The organism is Streptomyces sp. URMC 123, from assembly GCF_051386515.1.
In the GTDB taxonomy this organism is placed as follows: Bacteria; Actinomycetota; Actinomycetes; order Streptomycetales; family Streptomycetaceae; genus Streptomyces.
Map to the genome: position 1 here is coordinate 1 of NZ_JBPQTV010000135.1, position 16,148 is coordinate 16,148.

Genomic DNA, 16,148 nt, shown 5'->3' on the forward strand with positions numbered 1-16,148 from the left:
ACGGCCCCATCCCCTGGTGTGCGGAACCGAGTCAACCGCTTGGCGCACCGCGCCGGGAGCGTGTGCGCCGGGCCAGTGCGCGTGCGCTCTTCACACGGGGTGTGAAGAGCGGAGTGAGGCCCGCGCTCCGCTTTCACACGGGGTGTGCGCGGGCTGCTCGCATATTCGCCCCGCACACTCTCCCGCCGGGCCGCCCGTACCGGTTGACTGCGTCCGTGACCCCCACACGCATCACTCCTCGTAAAGGAGAGCGGACCGTGACCACCGAACCCGAGCAGACCGTGAACACCGCGGAGCTCGCGGAATTACGCCGTGCACTCGATGTGGGCCTGGCCCGGATCGACGGACAGCTCGCCCTCCTGGCGCTCCGCAGCGACCAGGCCGACCGCGATCTGGCCGATCTGACCGTCCGGGTGGCCTCCTTGGAGCACCATCGCTGGCCGATCCCCTCGCTGGCCGCCCTGACGAGCGTGTGCGCCCTGGCCGTGGCCGTCTGGCAGGCGACGGGGCACTGAGCGGCCCCGCCGCCCCGGTCCGCCGCGGCGGGCCGCACCGCCACGGCGGGCCGGCCCCCGCGTCGGGCCGTCAGCCCAGCCGCACGTGATGCAGCATCAGCAGCGCCGCGGCCATGTTCGCGGCGGGCACCTCACCGCGCGCCACCATGTCGGGGACGAGCTTGAGCGGCACCCACTCGCGGCGGTCGGACTCGAAGTCGTCCTCCGGGTCCCCGAGGCACTCCGCCTCGTCGGTCCAGAAGATGTGGTGCCGGGCGTCGGTGAGGCCGTTGGAGGGCTCCACGGTCATCAGATGGCGGAGCGGGCCCGGCCGCCAGCCGGTCTCCTCCGCCATCTCCCGGGCCGCGGCGGCCTCGATGTCCTCCCCGTCCTCGACGACACCGGCGGCCAGCTCCCAGCCGTAGGTGTCGGTGATGAAGCGGTGCCGCCACAGCAGCAGCACCTCGTTGGCCTCGTTGACCGCCGTGGCCACGGCGACCGGCCGCAGCCGGATCACGTAGTGGTCCAGATGGCGGCCGTCGGGGAGTTCCACATCCGCGAGATGGACACGGAACCAGCGGTTCTCGAACACGGTCTGCTCCCTGAGATTCTTCCAGCGCACGTGTCTGCCACCTTCCGCCGTAGAGATGGCAACATCGCACCAGGGGCCGTGTTCACAGCGGAACGCGCAACGCCCCGTCGATCAGCTCGGCGGCTTGCGCCGTCGCCGCGCACTTGCTGGCGACGAGATGCTCGCGGACCGCGCGGAGCCGGTCCCGCAGCCGCTGTGATTCCATGCCCCGGGCGCGCTCGGCCATCTCCACGGCGGTTTCCACGGCCCGGTCCGCCTCACCCTGCCGCAGCTCGATATGGGTGAGCATGGCCAGCCGGTGCACCCGGCCCCGGTCGTGCGCCGGGGTGTCCACGGCCGCCGTGGCGTGTTCGCGGGCGCCCTCCAGATCGCCCAGGCTCAATAACGCCTCCGCCACCTGCACATTGACCAGACCGGGCTGGACGTAGCCGGTCTCGGCGGGCTCCTGGCCGAGCCGGATGCGTTCGGCGGCGCTCTCCGCCCGGCGGATGCAGGAGAGCGCGCTCACCCCGTCGCCCAGCCGGGCGTACGCCTTGGCCTGCATCGCGTGCAGATCGGCGGCCAGCGCGGGCGTGATGTGCGGGCCGGCGGCCCGCAGGGCGGACTCGGCGAAGGCCACCGCCTGCCGGTACTCGCCCATGAACAGCGACTGGTTCACCAGCAGCGCGATCACGTACGCGCCCAGCCCCCGGTCGCCGCTGGCCTTCGCGAGCCGCAGCGCCTGGTGGAAGTAGCGCTGCGCCAGGCCGTGGGCGTCGGAGTCGTAGGCGCAGATCCCGGCGATGGCGACCAGGGCGCCGGCCGCCCGGTGCAGGCGGCGGCCGGTGGCGTCGGTGTAGCTGCCCCGCAGCAGGGGCGCGGTCTCCGCGTTGAGGAACCCCACCACCCGGCCGCGGGTCGCGATGCCGCCCGCCTTGCGGTACATCTGCTCGTAGTGCGCCCGCGCGGCCCGCAGGGTGGCGATGTCGGCCAGGGAGACCCTGGTCCGGCCGTCCCGGGAGACGTCGGCGTCCTCCGGCGGGTTCTCCCACTCCCACACCGGGATCACGGCGGGGGTCCCGGTGAGGGCGGGGGCCCTGACGACATGGGGGCGCTGCTGCTGGTCCGAGCGCCACAGGGCGGTGGCCCGGTCCACGAAGCCGGCCAGCGGGGTGCCGGGCCCGGGAAGGCCGGTGCCGCCGGGGCGGCCGAGGCCGATGTCGTCGAGGGTGAGGGCGCGGTGCAGCCGCTCGCCGAGCACCTCGCAGATGAGGTCGGGCACCTGCCCGCGCGGACGCTGCCCTTTGAGCCAGCGCGCGACGGCCGTGTGTTCGTAACGCAGGGTCAACCCGCGGGCCCGTCCGGCTTCATTGATGTGCGCCGCCAGCCCGGCGTGGGAGATGCCCGCCTCGACGAGAACGGCGTCGAGCAAGGAATTGGGCTCCATGCCTGCCCTCCAGGAGCGCTCGGTGACGCCAGACTAGACGAGCGCGGCGCGCACGGGGAGTGAGCGGGCGGGTGGTCGAGACGATGGGCGGCCCCGTGTCAAGTGGCCGAGCGGTTACGGGTGGATTCGCCGGTGGACGAGCCCGGTCGACCGCTGCTCGGCGGCGGAGTTGACCCCGGCGGCGGGGGCCATGGCGGGCTCGACCGGCAGCCGCTGGCGGTCGTTGCGCAGCACCAGCAGGGCCACGTCGTCGGCGAGCCGGCCGCCGGTGTGCCGCAGCAGCGCGGAGTGGACGCTCTCCACGACCTCGGAGGGGACGACCACCGGGGCGCGGGCGGCGTCGGCGAGCACCCCGGCGAGGGGGAAGAAGGCCCCCTCGCGGTCCCGCGCGTCCTCGGCGCCGTCGGTGTGCAGGAACAGCGCCTCGCCGGGCAGCAGATGGGAGCAGCGCACCGCGTCCAGTTCGGCGGGGAGCGGGAAGGGCCCCAGCGGGGGCAGCGGGTCGCCGCCGGCCACGGGGGCCGCCGGCGGGCCGCCGACCGCGGTGCCGCACAGCCGGTACGGCCAGGGGTGCCCGCAGTTCAGCGCGGTCACCTCGCTGTCCTCGCCGACCTCCAGCAGCAGCACGGTGACGAACTCCTCGGCGAGCGGCCCGTCCGGGTCGCCGCGGTCGGGGCCGGCCCGCTCCTCGCCGGCCCGCTCCTCACTGGCGCGCTCGCGCAGGTGGCGGTGCATGGCGCGCTCCAGGCGGCGCAGCACCCCGGCGAGCTCCCGCTCGTCGTGCGCCGCCTCCCGAAAGCTGCCGAGCAGGGCGGCGACGGCGCCGATGGCGGCGAGGCCGTGGCCGCGGACGTCGCCGATGACGACGCGCACCCCGTACGGGGTCGCGAGCGCCTCGTAGAGATCGCCGCCGATCGCCGCGCCCCGGGTGGCGGAGAGGTGCCCGGCGGCGACGGTCAGCCCATCGAGCCGGTCCGGCAGGGGGCGCAGCAGCACGCGCTGGGCCGCGGCGGCCACGTCCCGGGTCCGCTCCAGCTCGCGGACGAGCCGCGCCCGGCGCCCGGTGGTGAGATAACTGGCCGCCACGACGGCAACGATGGCGAGACAGGTGCCGACGCGGGTGGCCGACTCCTCGCCCCGGCCGACGGCGCCGAGCGGTACGAGGGCGAAGACGGCGCAGAGCCCACCGAGCAGCACGCACTGGCGGCGGCCACTGCCGGCACAGGCGATCGCGGGGGCGGCGGCGAGCAGCTGCACGGCCTGGGCGCGGGCCGGGGAGAACACCTCCCACACGACGACGGCGAGCACCCAGAGGCCCGGAAGTGCGAGGACGAAGCCCCGCCACGCCCTGGAGGCGCCGGCGCGCGCGCCGCCCCACGCCCTGGTACGGATCATGCCGACGGCCCCCCTAGCAGGCTCACAGGCGGTCGGACAGGGCGGAGAAGTCGCGCGCTCAACAGGCCCTTGACGACCGGATCGATTCTTGCGACTGTGCGCACCCAGGTGACCACGCGCGGTATGCGTTTCACTCGATCGAGTGAGGAAACGCCCCGGGACGGCGTGCGATATATGCAACGCCGCCGCGCCCCGCAGGGGGCCCGGCGCGCACGCAGAAGGGCCGGGGCGGGCGACCGTCCGCATGAGACGAACGGTCACCCGCCCCGGCCCGTGAGCGCCCCTGGGGCAGGGCGTTCCGGCCGGTGGCCGTCACGCTCCGCGCAGCAGCGCCCCCGTCCGCTCCGCCGCCGTGACGACCGCCGCGTCGCGCGCCGCGGACGCCTCCTCGACGGTCAACGTCCGGTCGGCCGCGCGGAACCGCAGCGCGTACGCGAGCGACTTCTTGCCCTCGCCGATCTGCTCGCCGCTGAAGACGTCGAACAGCCGCACGGACTCCAGGAGTTCCCCGGCGCCCGCCCGCAGCGCCGCCTCGACCTCGGCGGCCGGGACGTGCTGGTCCACCACGAGCGCGACGTCCTGCGTGGCGACCGGGAACGTGGAGATCCGGGGCGCGCGGACGGCGCCGCCGCCGGCCCGCTCCAGACGGTCCAGGTCGAGCTCCATCGCGCTGGTGCGCTCCGGCAGGCCCAGGGCCTTGACGACCCGCGGGTGCAGCTCGCCGGCGTGGCCGATGAGCTCCTCCGCGCCGTCCACCACGACGTACAGCGCGGCGCAGCGGCCGGGGTGCCACGGCCCGTACCGGCCCTGGCGGACGCTCAGCTCGGCACCGGCCTCGCGGGCGACCGCGCGGGCCGCCTCGACGGCGTCGGCCCACTGGGCCGGGCGGCCGCCGCCCCACCAGCCGGAGACCTCGCGGGCGCCGCTGAGGACGGCCGCGGCGTGCCGGGGCTGCGCGGGCAGCGCGGCGTCCAGCGCGGCGATCTCCTCGTCGGTCGGCCGACGGTCGACGGGCAGCCGCACCGCGGTGCCGGGCCGCTCGCCGGCCAGGAAGACCAGGCCGGTCTCGAAGAGCGCGAGGTCGTGCGTGCCGCGGCCGTGGTTGCGGCGCAGCGCGCCGAGCAGCCCCGGCAGCAGCGTGGTGCGCAGGCACGGCTCCTCGTCGGAGAGCGGGTTGACGAGCCGCACGGTCCGGCGGGCCGGGTCGTCGGCCGCCAGCCCCAGCTGGTCGAGCACGCCCTCGCCCATGAACGGGTAGGTGGGCGTCTCGACGAAGCCGGCGCCGGCCAGCGCGCGGCCGACCCGGCGGCGCAGCCGCTGGGACTCGGTGAGCCCGCGCCCGGAGGGCGGCTGCGGCAGCGTGGAGGGCAGGTTCTCGTAGCCCTCCAGCCGGATGACCTCCTCGGCGAGGTCGTTGGGGTCGGTGAGGTCGGGCCGCCAGCTGGGCACCGTGACGACCAGCTCGTCCTGGCCGTAGACGTCGCAGCCGACCTCCTGGAGCCGGCGGACGACCGTCTCCCGGCCGTAGTCGACGCCGGCGACCTTGTCGGGGTGGTCGGCGCGCAGGGCGATGGTGCGCGGCCCGCTGGGCGTGACGACCTCGGTGACCCCGGCCTCGGCGGTGCCGCCGGCGAGCAGCACCAGCAGGTCGACGGTGCGCTGGGCCGCGGCGGACGCGGCCTGCGGGTCGACGCCGCGCTCGAAGCGCCGGGACGCCTCGGAGGACAGCTTGTGCCGGCGCGCGGTGCGGGCCACGACGACGGGGTCGAAGTGCGCGGCCTCGATGACCACGTCGGTGGTGCCGCGGGCGGCACCGGTCTCCGGGTCGACGGTGGCGTCGGCGATCTCGGTGTCGGCGCCGCCCATCACGCCCGCCAGGCCGATCGGCCCGGAGTTGTCGGTGATGACGAGGTCCTCGGCGTCGAGGACGCGCTGGGTGCCGTCGAGGGTGGTGAGCTTCTCCCCGGGCAGGGCGCGGCGCACGCCGATCGGCCCGTCGAGACGGGAGCGGTCGTAGGCGTGCAGCGGCTGGCCGAGCTCCAGCATCACGTAGTTGGTGACGTCCACGGCCAGCGAGATCGGGCGCATGCCGGCCTTCTGAAGGCGGCGCTGGAGCCAGATCGGGGAGCGCGCCTCGGGGTCCAGACCGGTGACGGTCCGGGCGGTGAAGCGGTCGCAGCCGGTGGGGTCGGAGACCTTGACCAGGTAGCCGTAGCCGTTGGGCGGCGGCACGTCGAGCAGCGCCGGGTCGCGCAGCGGCAGGCCGTAGGCGATGGCGGTCTCGCGGGCGACGCCGCGCATCGACAGGCAGTAGCCGCGGTCGGGGGTGACGGCGATGTCGAGGACCTCGTCGTACAGCTCCAGCAGCTCGGTGGCGTCGGTGCCGACCTCGTACTCCGGCGGCAGCACGATGATGCCGTGCGTACCGTCGTCGCCCATGCCCAGCTCGTCGCCGGAGCAGATCATGCCGCGCGAGACCTTGCCGTACGTCTTGCGCTCGGCGATCCGGAAGTCGCCGGGGAGGACGGCGCCGGGCAGGGCCACGACGACCTTGTCGCCCTCGGTGAAGTTCCGGGCGCCGCAGACGATCTCCTGCGGCTCACCGGTGCCGTTGGCCTGCCCGACGTCGACGGTGCAGAAGCGGATCGGCTTCTTGAACCCCGTCAGCTCCTCGATGGTGAGGACCTTGCCGACGACCAGGGGGCCGGTGAGGCCGGCGCCGAGCTGCTCGACGGACTCGACCTCGAGACCGGCGGCGACGAGTTTGGCCTGTACATCGCGACCGGTCTCACCGGCCGGCAGGTCGACGTACTCCCGCAGCCAAGAAAGCGGGACCCGCATCAGATCTCCATCCCGAACGGCCGGGTGAAGCGCACATCACCCTCGACCATGTCTCGCATGTCCTCGACGTTGTGGCGGAACATCAGCATCCGCTCGATGCCGAACCCGAAGGCGAAGCCGCTGTACCTCTCCGGGTCGATGCCCGCGGCCACGAGCACCCGCGGATTGACCATGCCGCAGCCGCCCAGCTCGATCCAGCCCTCGCTGGAGCAGGTCCGGCAGGGGCGGCCGGGGTCGCCCACCGACGCGCCGCGGCAGACGTAGCACTCCATGTCGAGCTCGGCGGACGGCTCGGTGAAGGGGAAGTAGTTCGGGCGCAGCCGCGTCGTGAGCCCCTCGCCGAACAGCGAGCGCACCATGTGCTCGATGGTGCCCTTGAGGTCGGCCATCGTCAGGCCCTCGTCGATGGCCAGCAGCTCGACCTGGGTGAAGACGGGGGTGTGCGTGGCGTCCAGCTCGTCGGTCCGGTAGACCCGGCCGGGGCAGACCACGTAGATGGGGGGCTCGCGGTCGAGCATCGAGCGGACCTGCACCGGGGAGGTGTGGGTGCGCAGGACGACGCCGGACTCCGCCTTCTCGTCGGCGCCCCGGACGAAGAACGTGTCCTGCATGGCGCGCGCCGGGTGGTCCGGCTCGAAGTTGAGCGCGTCGAAGTTGAACCACTCCGCCTCGACCTCGGGGCCCTCGGCCACCTCGTAGCCCATGGCGACGAAGATGTCCTCGATGCGCTCACCGAGCGTGGTCAGGGGGTGCCGGGCGCCGGCGGGGACGCGGTCGTGGGGCAGCGTGACGTCCACCGCCTCCTCGACCAGGACCCGCTCGTCGCGCTCGGCCTCCAGCTGCTCCTGGCGGGCCTTGAGGGCGCGGCCGACCTCGCCGCGGGCGCCACCGACGCGCTTGCCGGCGTCGGCCTTGGCGTGCGGCGGCAGGGCGCCGATCTCGCGGTTGGCCAGGGCGAGCGGGGAGCGGTCGCCGGTGTGGGCGATCTTCACCTCGCGCAGGGCCTCGAGGTCCCCGGCGGCGGCGATGGCGGCGAGCGCCTCGTCCCGCATCCGGGAGATCTCTTCCGGTTTCAGTGCCTCGACCTCAACAGGGTCGTACGACTTATTGGGTGCCGACATCTCTTCCCGTGCTTCCGATTGGCTGGTGGCGCGGCCCACACTCGTGGCAAAGGCGGCCGAGGCTGCCAAAGGTGCCAAAGGTCGAGTCTAAAGGGCGCGAGGAGGGTGGGACGCCCGTGGGCGGGGCCGGGGGCGGTGCCCCGGGGCCGGGCCCCGGCTCAGGAGAGGAAGGCCGGGGTGCCCACGGGCAGGGTAAATCGGAACTGGGCGCCGCCGCCGGGGGCCCGCCCCACGGTGATGGTGCCGCCGTGCGCCTCCACGATGCCCTTGACGATATAGAGGCCCAGGCCCGTGCCACCGCGCTTGCTGCCCCGCCAGAAGCGGGTGAAGACACGGCTCATCGACTCCTCCGGAATGCCGGGGCCCTCGTCGCTCACGGTGACCGCCGTGCCGGCGCAGCCCCGCTCGCGCGGGGCGGACGAGGGCGCCACCTCGATGGTGACAGTCCCCTCGCCGTGCCGCACCGCGTTTTCCAGGAGGTTGCCCAGCACCTGGTCGATCTTGTCGGGGTCGGCCCAGAGTGCGGGCAGCGGGCGGGTCACCCGCACGTCGAACCGGCCGTCGCACTGCCGGGTGCCGGTGAAGACGTCGACATGGCGCCGGACGGCGGCCTCCATGTCGACCGGCTGGCGGCGCACCTCCAGGCGGCCGGAGTCGATCCGGGAGATGTCCAGCAGCTCGGCGATCAGCCGGGTGACCCGGCTGGCGTCGGCGTCGACGGTCTCCAGCATCAGCCGCTTCTGGTCGTCGGTGAACCGCTCCCACTTGGCCAGCAGGGTGGCGGTGAACCCCTTGACGGAGGTGAGCGGGGAGCGCAGCTCGTGGGCGACGGTGGCGATCAGCTCGGCGTGGCTGCGCTCCGTACGGCGCCGGGTCTCGGCGCCGCGCAGGGAGATCACCAGCCGGTGGAGCGGGCCGGTGGGGCCGGTGCGCACATAGCGCGCGGAGACGAGCACCTCGCGGCCGCCGGGCAGCAGCAGGCTCCGCTCGGGCTGGCCGACCCGGGTGGCCGCCCCGCCGTACGGGTCGGTCAGGGTCCACCAGCGGCGGCCCTCCAGGTCCTCCAGCGGCAGGGCGCGCTCCAGCGGCAGGCCCAGCACATCGCAGGTGCGCAGCGCGGTGATCCGGGCGGCGGCGGCGTTGAAGCAGACGACGCGGCCCCGCTCGTCGGCGACGACGAGTCCGTCGGGCAGGTCGTCGGGGTCGAGGCCGAGCTCGGTGAGCCCGGGCGACCAGCCGGTCAGCGCGCTGGTGGCCGGGCCGGCGCCCGGCGCGAAGCCCTTGGATGTCCTGACATCCATCCCGCACCCCCCTTTCGGGCCGCCCCCGGGCAGGCAACCCTACTAGGTCGAGGTGACGGAGCGGCACCCTGCGGAAGCACGCTGCGCACGAGCGGACGCGTACAGGCACACCGCGGCGGCCGTGGCGAGGTTGAGGCTCTCCGCCTTGCCGTGGATCGGGACGCGCACCACCGCGTCGGCGAGCGCGCGGGTCTCCTCGGGCAGCCCCCAGGCCTCGTTGCCGAAGATCCAGGCGGTGGGCCGGCCGAGGACGCCCTCGTCGAGCTCGGTGTCCAGGTCCCGCTCGCCGGCGCCGTCGGCGGCCACGATCCGCGCGCCGGCCTCGCGCAGACCCCGTACGGCCTGCTCGACGGGGACGCCCACGGCCACCGGCAGATGGAAGAGGCTGCCGACCGAGGCCCGTACGGACTTGGGGTTGTACAGGTCCACGGAGGCGTCGGTCAGGACGACGGCCTCGGCCCCGGCGGCGTCCGCGCAGCGCAGCACGGTGCCGGCGTTCCCGGGGTCGCGCACATGGGCGAGGATCGCGACGAGCCGGGGGCGGGAGGCGAGGATGCTCTCGAAGGGCCGGTCCAGGAAGCGGCAGACGCCGACGAGCCCCTGGGGCGTGACGGTCTGCGAGATCTCCGCGACGACCTCGTCGGTGGCGGTGTGGACCTCGGCGCCGGCGGCGCGGGCGGCGGCCACGATGTCGGCGTACCGCTCGGCGGCCTCGACGGTGGCGAACAGCTCGATCAGGGTGGGGCCGGCGTCGCCGCGGTGCTCGACGGCCTCGCGGACCGCCTGCGGGCCCTCGGCGATGAACCGGCGCTCCTTACCGCGGAAGGCGCGCTTGGCCAGGCGGCGGGCCGCGACGACGCGCGGCGATCGCAGGGAGGTCAGTTCGGGGGCCGCCATGGCTTCACCTTCGACGTTCGTTTCGGTCCGGACGGTCGTTGCGGTCCGGCGGGCGCCGCGCCGTCTCCTACGGGGCGCCGCGCGGTGGGTGCGGGGTTCGGGCCGGCTGCCCCGGCCCCGGACGCGATCGGACCCGCAGGCCGGGGGCCTGCGGGTCCGGTCAGCACGTCCGGTTCGACGTCACCGTCAGGCGGCGGCCTTCGGGGCGTTGACGTCGCTCGGCAGCGCCTTCTGGGCCACCTCGACGAGCGCGGCGAAGGCGTTGGCGTCGTTGACGGCCAGCTCCGCGAGGATCTTGCGGTCCACCTCGATGTTGGCGGCCTTCAGACCCTGGATGAGGCGGTTGTACGTCATGCCGTTGGCGCGGGCAGCGGCGTTGATGCGCTGAATCCACAGCTGACGGAAGTCGCCCTTGCGCTTCTTGCGGTCGTTGTAGTTGTAGACGAGGGAGTGGGTGACCTGCTCCTTGGCCTTGCGGTACAGGCGCGAACGCTGACCGCGGTAGCCGCTGGCCTGCTCGAGGATCGCCCGGCGCTTCTTGTGGGCGTTGACTGCCCGCTTGACGCGTGCCACGTGTTAACTCCTTGTAGCGGGGCCGTGGGTGGACTCACACGGCCCGAAAACGATATGGGTCCCGGTGTCGGGCTGCCCTCGTCACCGAGGGCGGGAGGTCAGTCAGATGCCCAGCATCTTCTTGATCTTGGCGCTGTCACCCGGGGCCATCTCGGCGTTGCCGGTGAGGCGACGCGTCAGCTTGGACGACTTGTGCTCGAGCAGGTGGCGCTTGCCGGCGCGCTCACGCAGGATCTTGCCGGAGCCGGTGACCTTGAAGCGCTTCTTGGCACCGGAGTGCGTCTTGTTCTTCGGCATAGCGCCGTTCTCTCCTCGTCAGTGGCGCTCCCAGCCGGTCCGGAGACCGGCACACGGGAGCGTCAGATGTGTCGGTTGCTGTCCAAGGCGGGCTGCCCCGGACATCGCCGGGGCGCGGGCCCCGGGATCACGCCTCGGCGGGCTCCTCGGCGTCCCTCGCCGGAGCGGTGCGCTCCGCCTTGCGGGCCGCCGCGGCCTCACGGGCCTCGGCCATCGCCTCGGTCTTCTTCTTGTGCGGACCGAGGACCATGATCATGTTTCGGCCGTCCTGCTTCGGGTTGGACTCCACGAAGCCCAGATCCTGGACGTCCTCGGCGAGCCGCTGAAGCAGTCGGAAGCCCAGCTCGGGGCGGGACTGCTCACGACCGCGGAACATGATCGTGATCTTGACCTTGTCGCCCTGCTTGAGGAACCGGACGACGTGACCCTTCTTGGTGTCGTAGTCGTGCGGGTCGATCTTCGGCCGGAGCTTCATCTCCTTGATGACCGTGTGCGCCTGGTTCTTGCGCGCCTCACGGGCCTTCATGGCCGACTCGTACTTGAACTTGCCGTAGTCCATGAGCTTGCACACCGGCGGCCTGGCGGTCGCCGCGACCTCGACCAGGTCGAGGTCGTACTCCTGGGCAAGCTCCAGTGCCTTGGCCAGCGGGACAATGCCTACCTGCTCGCCACTGGGACCGACGAGTCGCACCTCGGGGACGCGAATCCGGTCGTTGATGCGGGGCTCGGCGCTGATGGGGCCTCCTCGGTTGCACCACGCGAGTTGTCTGGCGGACAGCCGCGTAACGTCTCTGTTCTGCGACCCCGCCGGAACCGGAACGCAAAAACGCCCCGGACGGGACACAGGCGGGGCTCCTCACAACCGGGAGCACCGCCGCGTGCGTGCCGCGGGGCGCATCGGGCCGGTCCGCACCGCCTGGGGCGGGAGACCTGCCTGACCGGGGACCCGCCGCCCTCGGGGCGGCCAGGTGGGAGATCGGAGCCTCCACTTGTGGGCCGGACACATCGGTGACCGGCCGGTCGTACAGCCACTATACCGCACGTCGCGGGGGCGGGCCCGCCCGGCGGAGGGCCGCTTCGGCGGGCTTATCGTGTGGGTCATGAGCGACGCCACCCCCGCCCCCGACGCCCCGAACTCCGCCGCGACCGCGACCGGGTCCCCCGACGGGTCCCCCACGACCGGGTCTCCCGACTTCGACACGCTGACCCGCGACATCGCCGAGGTGCCCGCCGTCGAGGTGATCACCACGGTCGCGGTGCACCTGATGAGCGCGGCGGCGGTCAACCTCGGGCTCGCCGAGGAGGGCGCGGACCACAAGGACCTGGACGAGGCGCGCAAGCTGATCACCGCGCTGGCCGGGCTGGTCACCGCGAGCGCGACCGAGGTCGGCTCGTACCACGCCGCGCCGCTGCGCGACGGGCTCAAGTCGCTCCAGCTCGCCTTCCGCGAGGCGTCCGTGGTGCCGGACGAGCCGGGCCAGGGGCCCGGCGAGAAGTTCACCGGCCCCGTCTTCGGCTGAGGCCCGCCCGCCGTCGGGCCGGCCCGGGGTTCGTCACCCCCGGGCCGCCGCGGGCGGCTCCTCCGGGACTTCCGGGTGGGTGCCGCGGAAGGCCAGGGCCGCCAGCGCCCCGCCGATCAGCGGCGCCACCAGGAACAGCCAGAGCTGCGAGAGCGCTCCCCCGCCCGCGAACAGCGCGGGCCCCAGGCTCCGCGCCGGGTTCACCGAGGTGCCGGTCAGCGGAATGCCCACCAGGTGCACCACGGCGAGGACCAGCCCGACGGCCGGGGCGGCCACGCCGAACGCCACCGGGGTGTGCTGGGTCACCGCGAGGAACACATAGACCAGCAGGAACGTCAGCACGATCTCGGCGAGGAACGCGCCGCCGGTGTTGATGTGCACCGCCGAGCGGTCGCCGTAGCCGTTGCTGCCGAAGGTGCCGTGGGTCTCCAGACCCGGCACCTGCTTGGCGATCAGGAACAGGACCGCGGCGCCCACGATGCCGCCCAGCAGCTGGGCGATCCAGTACTCCAGCGCCGTACGGCCGGTGATCCGCCGGGACAGCAGGGAGCCGAGCGTCACGGCCGGGTTGATGTGGGCACCGGACAGCGGTCCGATGGAGCTCGCCAGCCCCAGCAGGGTGAAGCCGAAGGCCAGCGAGATGCCGACGGTGCCGATGTACTCACCGGCGAGCACGGCCGAGCCCACCGCGAAGAGCACCAGCAGCGCCGTGCCGGTGAATTCCGCGATCACGGTCGGGGTGCCGACCGATCTCAGGTCCAGCGACCGCAGGTCGAGCCTCGGCATCTGCCTCTTTGGCGTCTGCATCGCGCCCTCCTCGCAGAGATCATGGAGCCTCTCTGCATTGTGGGGCGAAGCGGGACATCACGCCTGTCGGGCGTAGACCGGCTCGGCCCCCACGGCGGCCCCCGGCGGCAGCAGCGCCAGGTCCAGGCCCCGCACCAGCCGGGCGCGGAGCGTCTCGTCGGCGGCCAGCGCGGTGGCCACGCGCTGCGCGACCTCACGGGCGTCGACGCCGTCCCCCGCCACCAGGGCCAGCATGCCGTCGGCACCGTCCGAGGGGCCGAGGTGGGCCCGCTCCACGCCGGGCTCGGCCGCGAGCACGGCCCGCACCGCCTCGGTCACCGCCGGGTCCGCCAGCGGGTCGGCGCTCTCCCGCCCCTCGGCGAGCGCGAGCAGCGCGGGGCCGGTCAGCTGGTACGGCACCGGGCCGGCCAGATCCAGCACCAGGGTGTCGGCCTTCTCGTGGGCCACGGCCGCCAGCGCCTGGTGCAGCGGTACGGCCACGGGGCGGGCCTGGGGGTCCCAGCGGGCCAGCGACTCGGTGGAGGTGAACGCGGGCAGCGCGCGCCGGCCGCCGGGGCCCTGGAGGGTCGGCACGGCCATGTCGCTGCTCTTCTCGCGGCGCAGGCCGTCCGGGCCGGTCTCCACGTCACCGAGCAGGGCGACCACGGGGACGAGCAGCCGGGCGCCCGGCAGGGCGGCCAGGACCTGCGGCTCGGCCGCGCGGTCCGCGGCGTAGGCGGCGAGGGCGGCGGTCAGGCGGGGGTCGGCGGAGCCGTCGTCGTCCGCGAAACCGGGGTCGGGGATGTTCTTGAGGGACACGCCCCGACCCTATCCGTCCGCGGAATCCGTGGTCCGGCGCCCTCCGGCGGGGCGGGCGGGGCGCCGGTCACGTACGGGAACGGATCACGTACGGCCGAGGACCGCGTACGGGCACGGACCGCGTACGACCGCGCGGCACGTACGGCGCCGTACGGCCCCGGGTCACGTACGGCGCAGGCGGGCCGCCACGATCAGCAGCAGCACGCCCGCTCCCGCCGCCCCCAGGGGAGCGACCCACGCCGCGAGCCCACCGGCGCCCCGGTCCCGTACCGGGCCCGCCCCGAAGTACCGCCGCTCGTAGGGCCGCGGGCTGGGCAGGCCCTCGCCGGGCGACAGGCCGCCGCCCGCCGCGATGGCCGCCGCGGGGTCGACCGTCCCCGCGCCGAGCTCGTCGTCGCGCCCGCCGGCCGGCGCGTTCCGCGCGGTGCGGGTGAGCAGGGACTTGATCTGCGCGGGGGCCAGCCCGGGGTGCGCGGAGCGGACCAGCGCGACCGCCCCGGAGACGAACGCGGCGGCCGCGCTGGTCCCCCACCCCTCGTAGTAGCGGCGGTCGGGGTCGGCGATGACGACGTCGACGCCGGGGGCGCAGACGGTCGCGTACCAGCGGCGGGTGGAGAACGGCGCGCGCCGGCCGTTGCGGTCGACGGCGGTCACCGCGATGACGCCGGGGTACGCGGCGGGGTAGGACGCGCGGTCGCCGTCCTGGCCGCCGTTGCCGGCGGAGGCGACGACGACGGAGCCCTTGGCGAGGGCGTAGCGCACGGCGGCGTCCTCCGCGGGCTCGGGGTGCGCGGAGCGGCTGTCGTCGCCGAGGGAGAGGTTGATGACGTCGGCGCCGTTGTCGGCGGCCCAGCGGATGCCGTCGGCCAGCGCGCCGCCGCGCAGGCCGCGGGCGCGGGAGCGGTCCGGGTCGCTCTCCTCCAGGATCACCCGGACCGGCAGGATCTTCGCCTCCGGGGCGACGCCGAGGACACCGTCGGTGCCGCCCGGGCCGTGGCCGTGTCCGGCGATGATGCCGGCCATGGCGGTGCCGTGCCGGGCCCACGGGCGGTCGCCCCGCCCGGCGCCGAAGCCGACGAGGTCGCGGCCGGGGAGCACCTGGCCGGTGAGGTCCGGGTGCTGGTCGTCGACGCCGGTGTCGAGGACGGCGACGGTGACGCCCTTGCCCTTGGTGGTCTTCCACGCCTCGCTCACGCGCAGCGCGTCGAGGGCCCACTCCTGGGTCCGGATGTTGTCCGCGTGGGCGGGCGCGACGGGCGCGAGGGCGGTGAGCAGCGCGACGAGGAGCGCGAGGGGGCCCGTACGCCTCGCCCGCCCACCGCGGCGGGTCGCGGTCATCGCGCGGCCTCCGCCGACCCGTCGGCCGCGGCCACGCGGAAGCCCCGGGCGACGCGCTCCGCGATGCCCCGGGCGTCGTGGCCGAGGCCGGCCTGCGCGGGTACGGAGGTCGCTCCGGCGGCGGTGGCCTCCGCGGCGGGGCGCGGGTCGGTGATCGCGCGGCCGTCGGCGAAGCCGGAGACCGCGTAGACGACGGCCGGTACGTCGGTGAGCACGGTGATCGACCAGCTCGCCCGCTGCTCGGCGGCGAAGCGGGCCGCGGCCGTGCCGGGCGCCGGGTGGGTGCGGGGCATCATGTCGCCGCGGGCGGCGAGCCCTTCGGTCTCGAAGCGGCCGGCGAGGGCGCGCATGCCCGCGGTGTCGGCCCGGGTGACGAGGAGGCCCACGGTGGTGACGTTGCTGCTGGTGACGTCCACATAGGTGGCCCTGAGCAGCCGCTCGCAGCCGACGGGGGCGAGGGCGGTGGCCAGCGCGGGGTCGAAGGCGTCGGCGCAGTCGCCGTCGGGGGCGACGGCGATCCTGGTCCACTCGCGGTCCGCGCCGCCGGGTCCGGCGCCCTCGCCGCTCAGGGTGCGCGGGAAGATCGTGTCGACGGGGAGGGTGTGCCACAGGTCGCGGGCGGCCTCGAACGTGTCGGCGGCGGCGGTCCGTTCGGCGGAGTCGGCCAGCAGCCAGCCGCCGGTGGCGGCGCCGCCGAGGAGGCCGAGGCCGAGCACGAGACAGACGCCGGCCGCGGCCTCCTCGGCGG

At 74.6% G+C, this 16,148-nt stretch carries 16 protein-coding genes; 2 read left to right on the plus strand and 14 right to left on the minus strand.

The features are described 5' to 3' along the window. The first annotated feature begins 257 nt into the window (after positions 1 to 257). Complete coding sequence (locus ACSNOD_RS17230; protein WP_436767835.1) at positions 258 to 515, plus strand: hypothetical protein; 258 nt, start codon at positions 258 to 260, stop codon at positions 513 to 515. Between the two features lie 70 nt (positions 516 to 585). Here the strand turns inward: ACSNOD_RS17230 and ACSNOD_RS17235 are convergent, their stop codons facing one another. The 10 genes from ACSNOD_RS17235 to infC form a co-directional block, all read right to left on the minus strand. After that, positions 586 to 1,116 (minus strand): NUDIX domain-containing protein, encoded by a 531-nt coding sequence (locus ACSNOD_RS17235; RefSeq protein ID WP_436767836.1) that lies wholly within the window; start codon positions 1,114 to 1,116, stop codon positions 586 to 588. A 52-nt stretch (positions 1,117 to 1,168) separates the two neighbouring features. Continuing rightward, positions 1,169 to 2,512 (minus strand): transcriptional regulator, encoded by a 1,344-nt coding sequence (locus tag ACSNOD_RS17240; protein WP_436767837.1) that lies wholly within the window; start codon positions 2,510 to 2,512, stop codon positions 1,169 to 1,171. Between the two features lie 114 nt (positions 2,513 to 2,626). Next, entirely contained in the window at positions 2,627 to 3,907 is a 1,281-nt protein-coding gene (locus ACSNOD_RS17245) for a PP2C family protein-serine/threonine phosphatase (RefSeq protein ID WP_436767838.1), read from the minus strand. A 312-nt stretch (positions 3,908 to 4,219) separates the two neighbouring features. Continuing rightward, positions 4,220 to 6,748: a phenylalanine--tRNA ligase subunit beta gene (gene pheT / locus ACSNOD_RS17250; protein WP_436767839.1), complete on the minus strand. Its 2,529-nt coding sequence runs from the start codon at positions 6,746 to 6,748 to the stop codon at positions 4,220 to 4,222. Continuing rightward, entirely contained in the window at positions 6,748 to 7,869 is a 1,122-nt protein-coding gene (pheS, locus tag ACSNOD_RS17255) for a phenylalanine--tRNA ligase subunit alpha (protein WP_436767840.1), read from the minus strand. Before pheS ends, pheT begins: the two co-directional genes overlap by 1 nt. A gap of 158 nt (positions 7,870 to 8,027) precedes the next feature. Then, positions 8,028 to 9,170: an ATP-binding protein gene (locus tag ACSNOD_RS17260; protein ID WP_436767841.1), complete on the minus strand. Its 1,143-nt coding sequence runs from the start codon at positions 9,168 to 9,170 to the stop codon at positions 8,028 to 8,030. A gap of 42 nt (positions 9,171 to 9,212) precedes the next feature. Continuing rightward, positions 9,213 to 10,067, minus strand: a complete 855-nt coding sequence (locus ACSNOD_RS17265; RefSeq protein WP_436767842.1) for a TrmH family RNA methyltransferase — start codon at positions 10,065 to 10,067, stop codon at positions 9,213 to 9,215. 186 nt (positions 10,068 to 10,253) lie between these two features. Then, the gene (rplT, locus tag ACSNOD_RS17270; RefSeq protein WP_064068121.1) at positions 10,254 to 10,640 is read right to left on the minus strand and encodes a 50S ribosomal protein L20; all 387 of its coding nucleotides are present in this window, start codon (positions 10,638 to 10,640) and stop codon (positions 10,254 to 10,256) included. A 102-nt stretch (positions 10,641 to 10,742) separates the two neighbouring features. After that, positions 10,743 to 10,937: a 50S ribosomal protein L35 gene (gene rpmI, locus ACSNOD_RS17275; RefSeq protein ID WP_041128339.1), complete on the minus strand. Its 195-nt coding sequence runs from the start codon at positions 10,935 to 10,937 to the stop codon at positions 10,743 to 10,745. A gap of 127 nt (positions 10,938 to 11,064) precedes the next feature. Further along, on the minus strand, positions 11,065 to 11,715 hold the full coding sequence (gene infC, locus ACSNOD_RS17280; protein ID WP_436767848.1) for a translation initiation factor IF-3: 651 nt from the start codon (positions 11,713 to 11,715) through the stop codon (positions 11,065 to 11,067). A gap of 322 nt (positions 11,716 to 12,037) precedes the next feature. Here infC and ACSNOD_RS17285 point away from each other — a divergent pair, with 322 nt between their 5' ends. Then, the gene (locus ACSNOD_RS17285) at positions 12,038 to 12,457 is read left to right on the plus strand and encodes a DUF1844 domain-containing protein (RefSeq protein ID WP_436767843.1); all 420 of its coding nucleotides are present in this window, start codon (positions 12,038 to 12,040) and stop codon (positions 12,455 to 12,457) included. 33 nt (positions 12,458 to 12,490) lie between these two features. On the opposite strand, the gene ACSNOD_RS17290 is transcribed toward ACSNOD_RS17285, so the two are convergent. The 4 genes from ACSNOD_RS17290 to ACSNOD_RS17305 form a co-directional block, all read right to left on the minus strand. Next, on the minus strand, positions 12,491 to 13,243 hold the full coding sequence (locus ACSNOD_RS17290) for an aquaporin (RefSeq protein ID WP_436767844.1): 753 nt from the start codon (positions 13,241 to 13,243) through the stop codon (positions 12,491 to 12,493). Between the two features lie 78 nt (positions 13,244 to 13,321). Continuing rightward, the gene (locus tag ACSNOD_RS17295) at positions 13,322 to 14,062 is read right to left on the minus strand and encodes an SseB family protein (protein ID WP_436767845.1); all 741 of its coding nucleotides are present in this window, start codon (positions 14,060 to 14,062) and stop codon (positions 13,322 to 13,324) included. Between the two features lie 162 nt (positions 14,063 to 14,224). Beyond that, positions 14,225 to 15,400 carry a type VII secretion-associated serine protease mycosin gene (mycP, locus tag ACSNOD_RS17300; RefSeq protein WP_436767846.1) on the minus strand — a complete coding sequence of 392 codons (1,176 nt, stop codon included), beginning with the start codon at positions 15,398 to 15,400 and terminating at the stop codon, positions 14,225 to 14,227. Beyond that, the coding region (locus ACSNOD_RS17305; RefSeq protein ID WP_436767847.1) for a hypothetical protein at positions 15,397 to 16,148 on the minus strand (752 nt) is incomplete at its 5' end. The genes ACSNOD_RS17305 and mycP, both read right to left, overlap by 4 nt.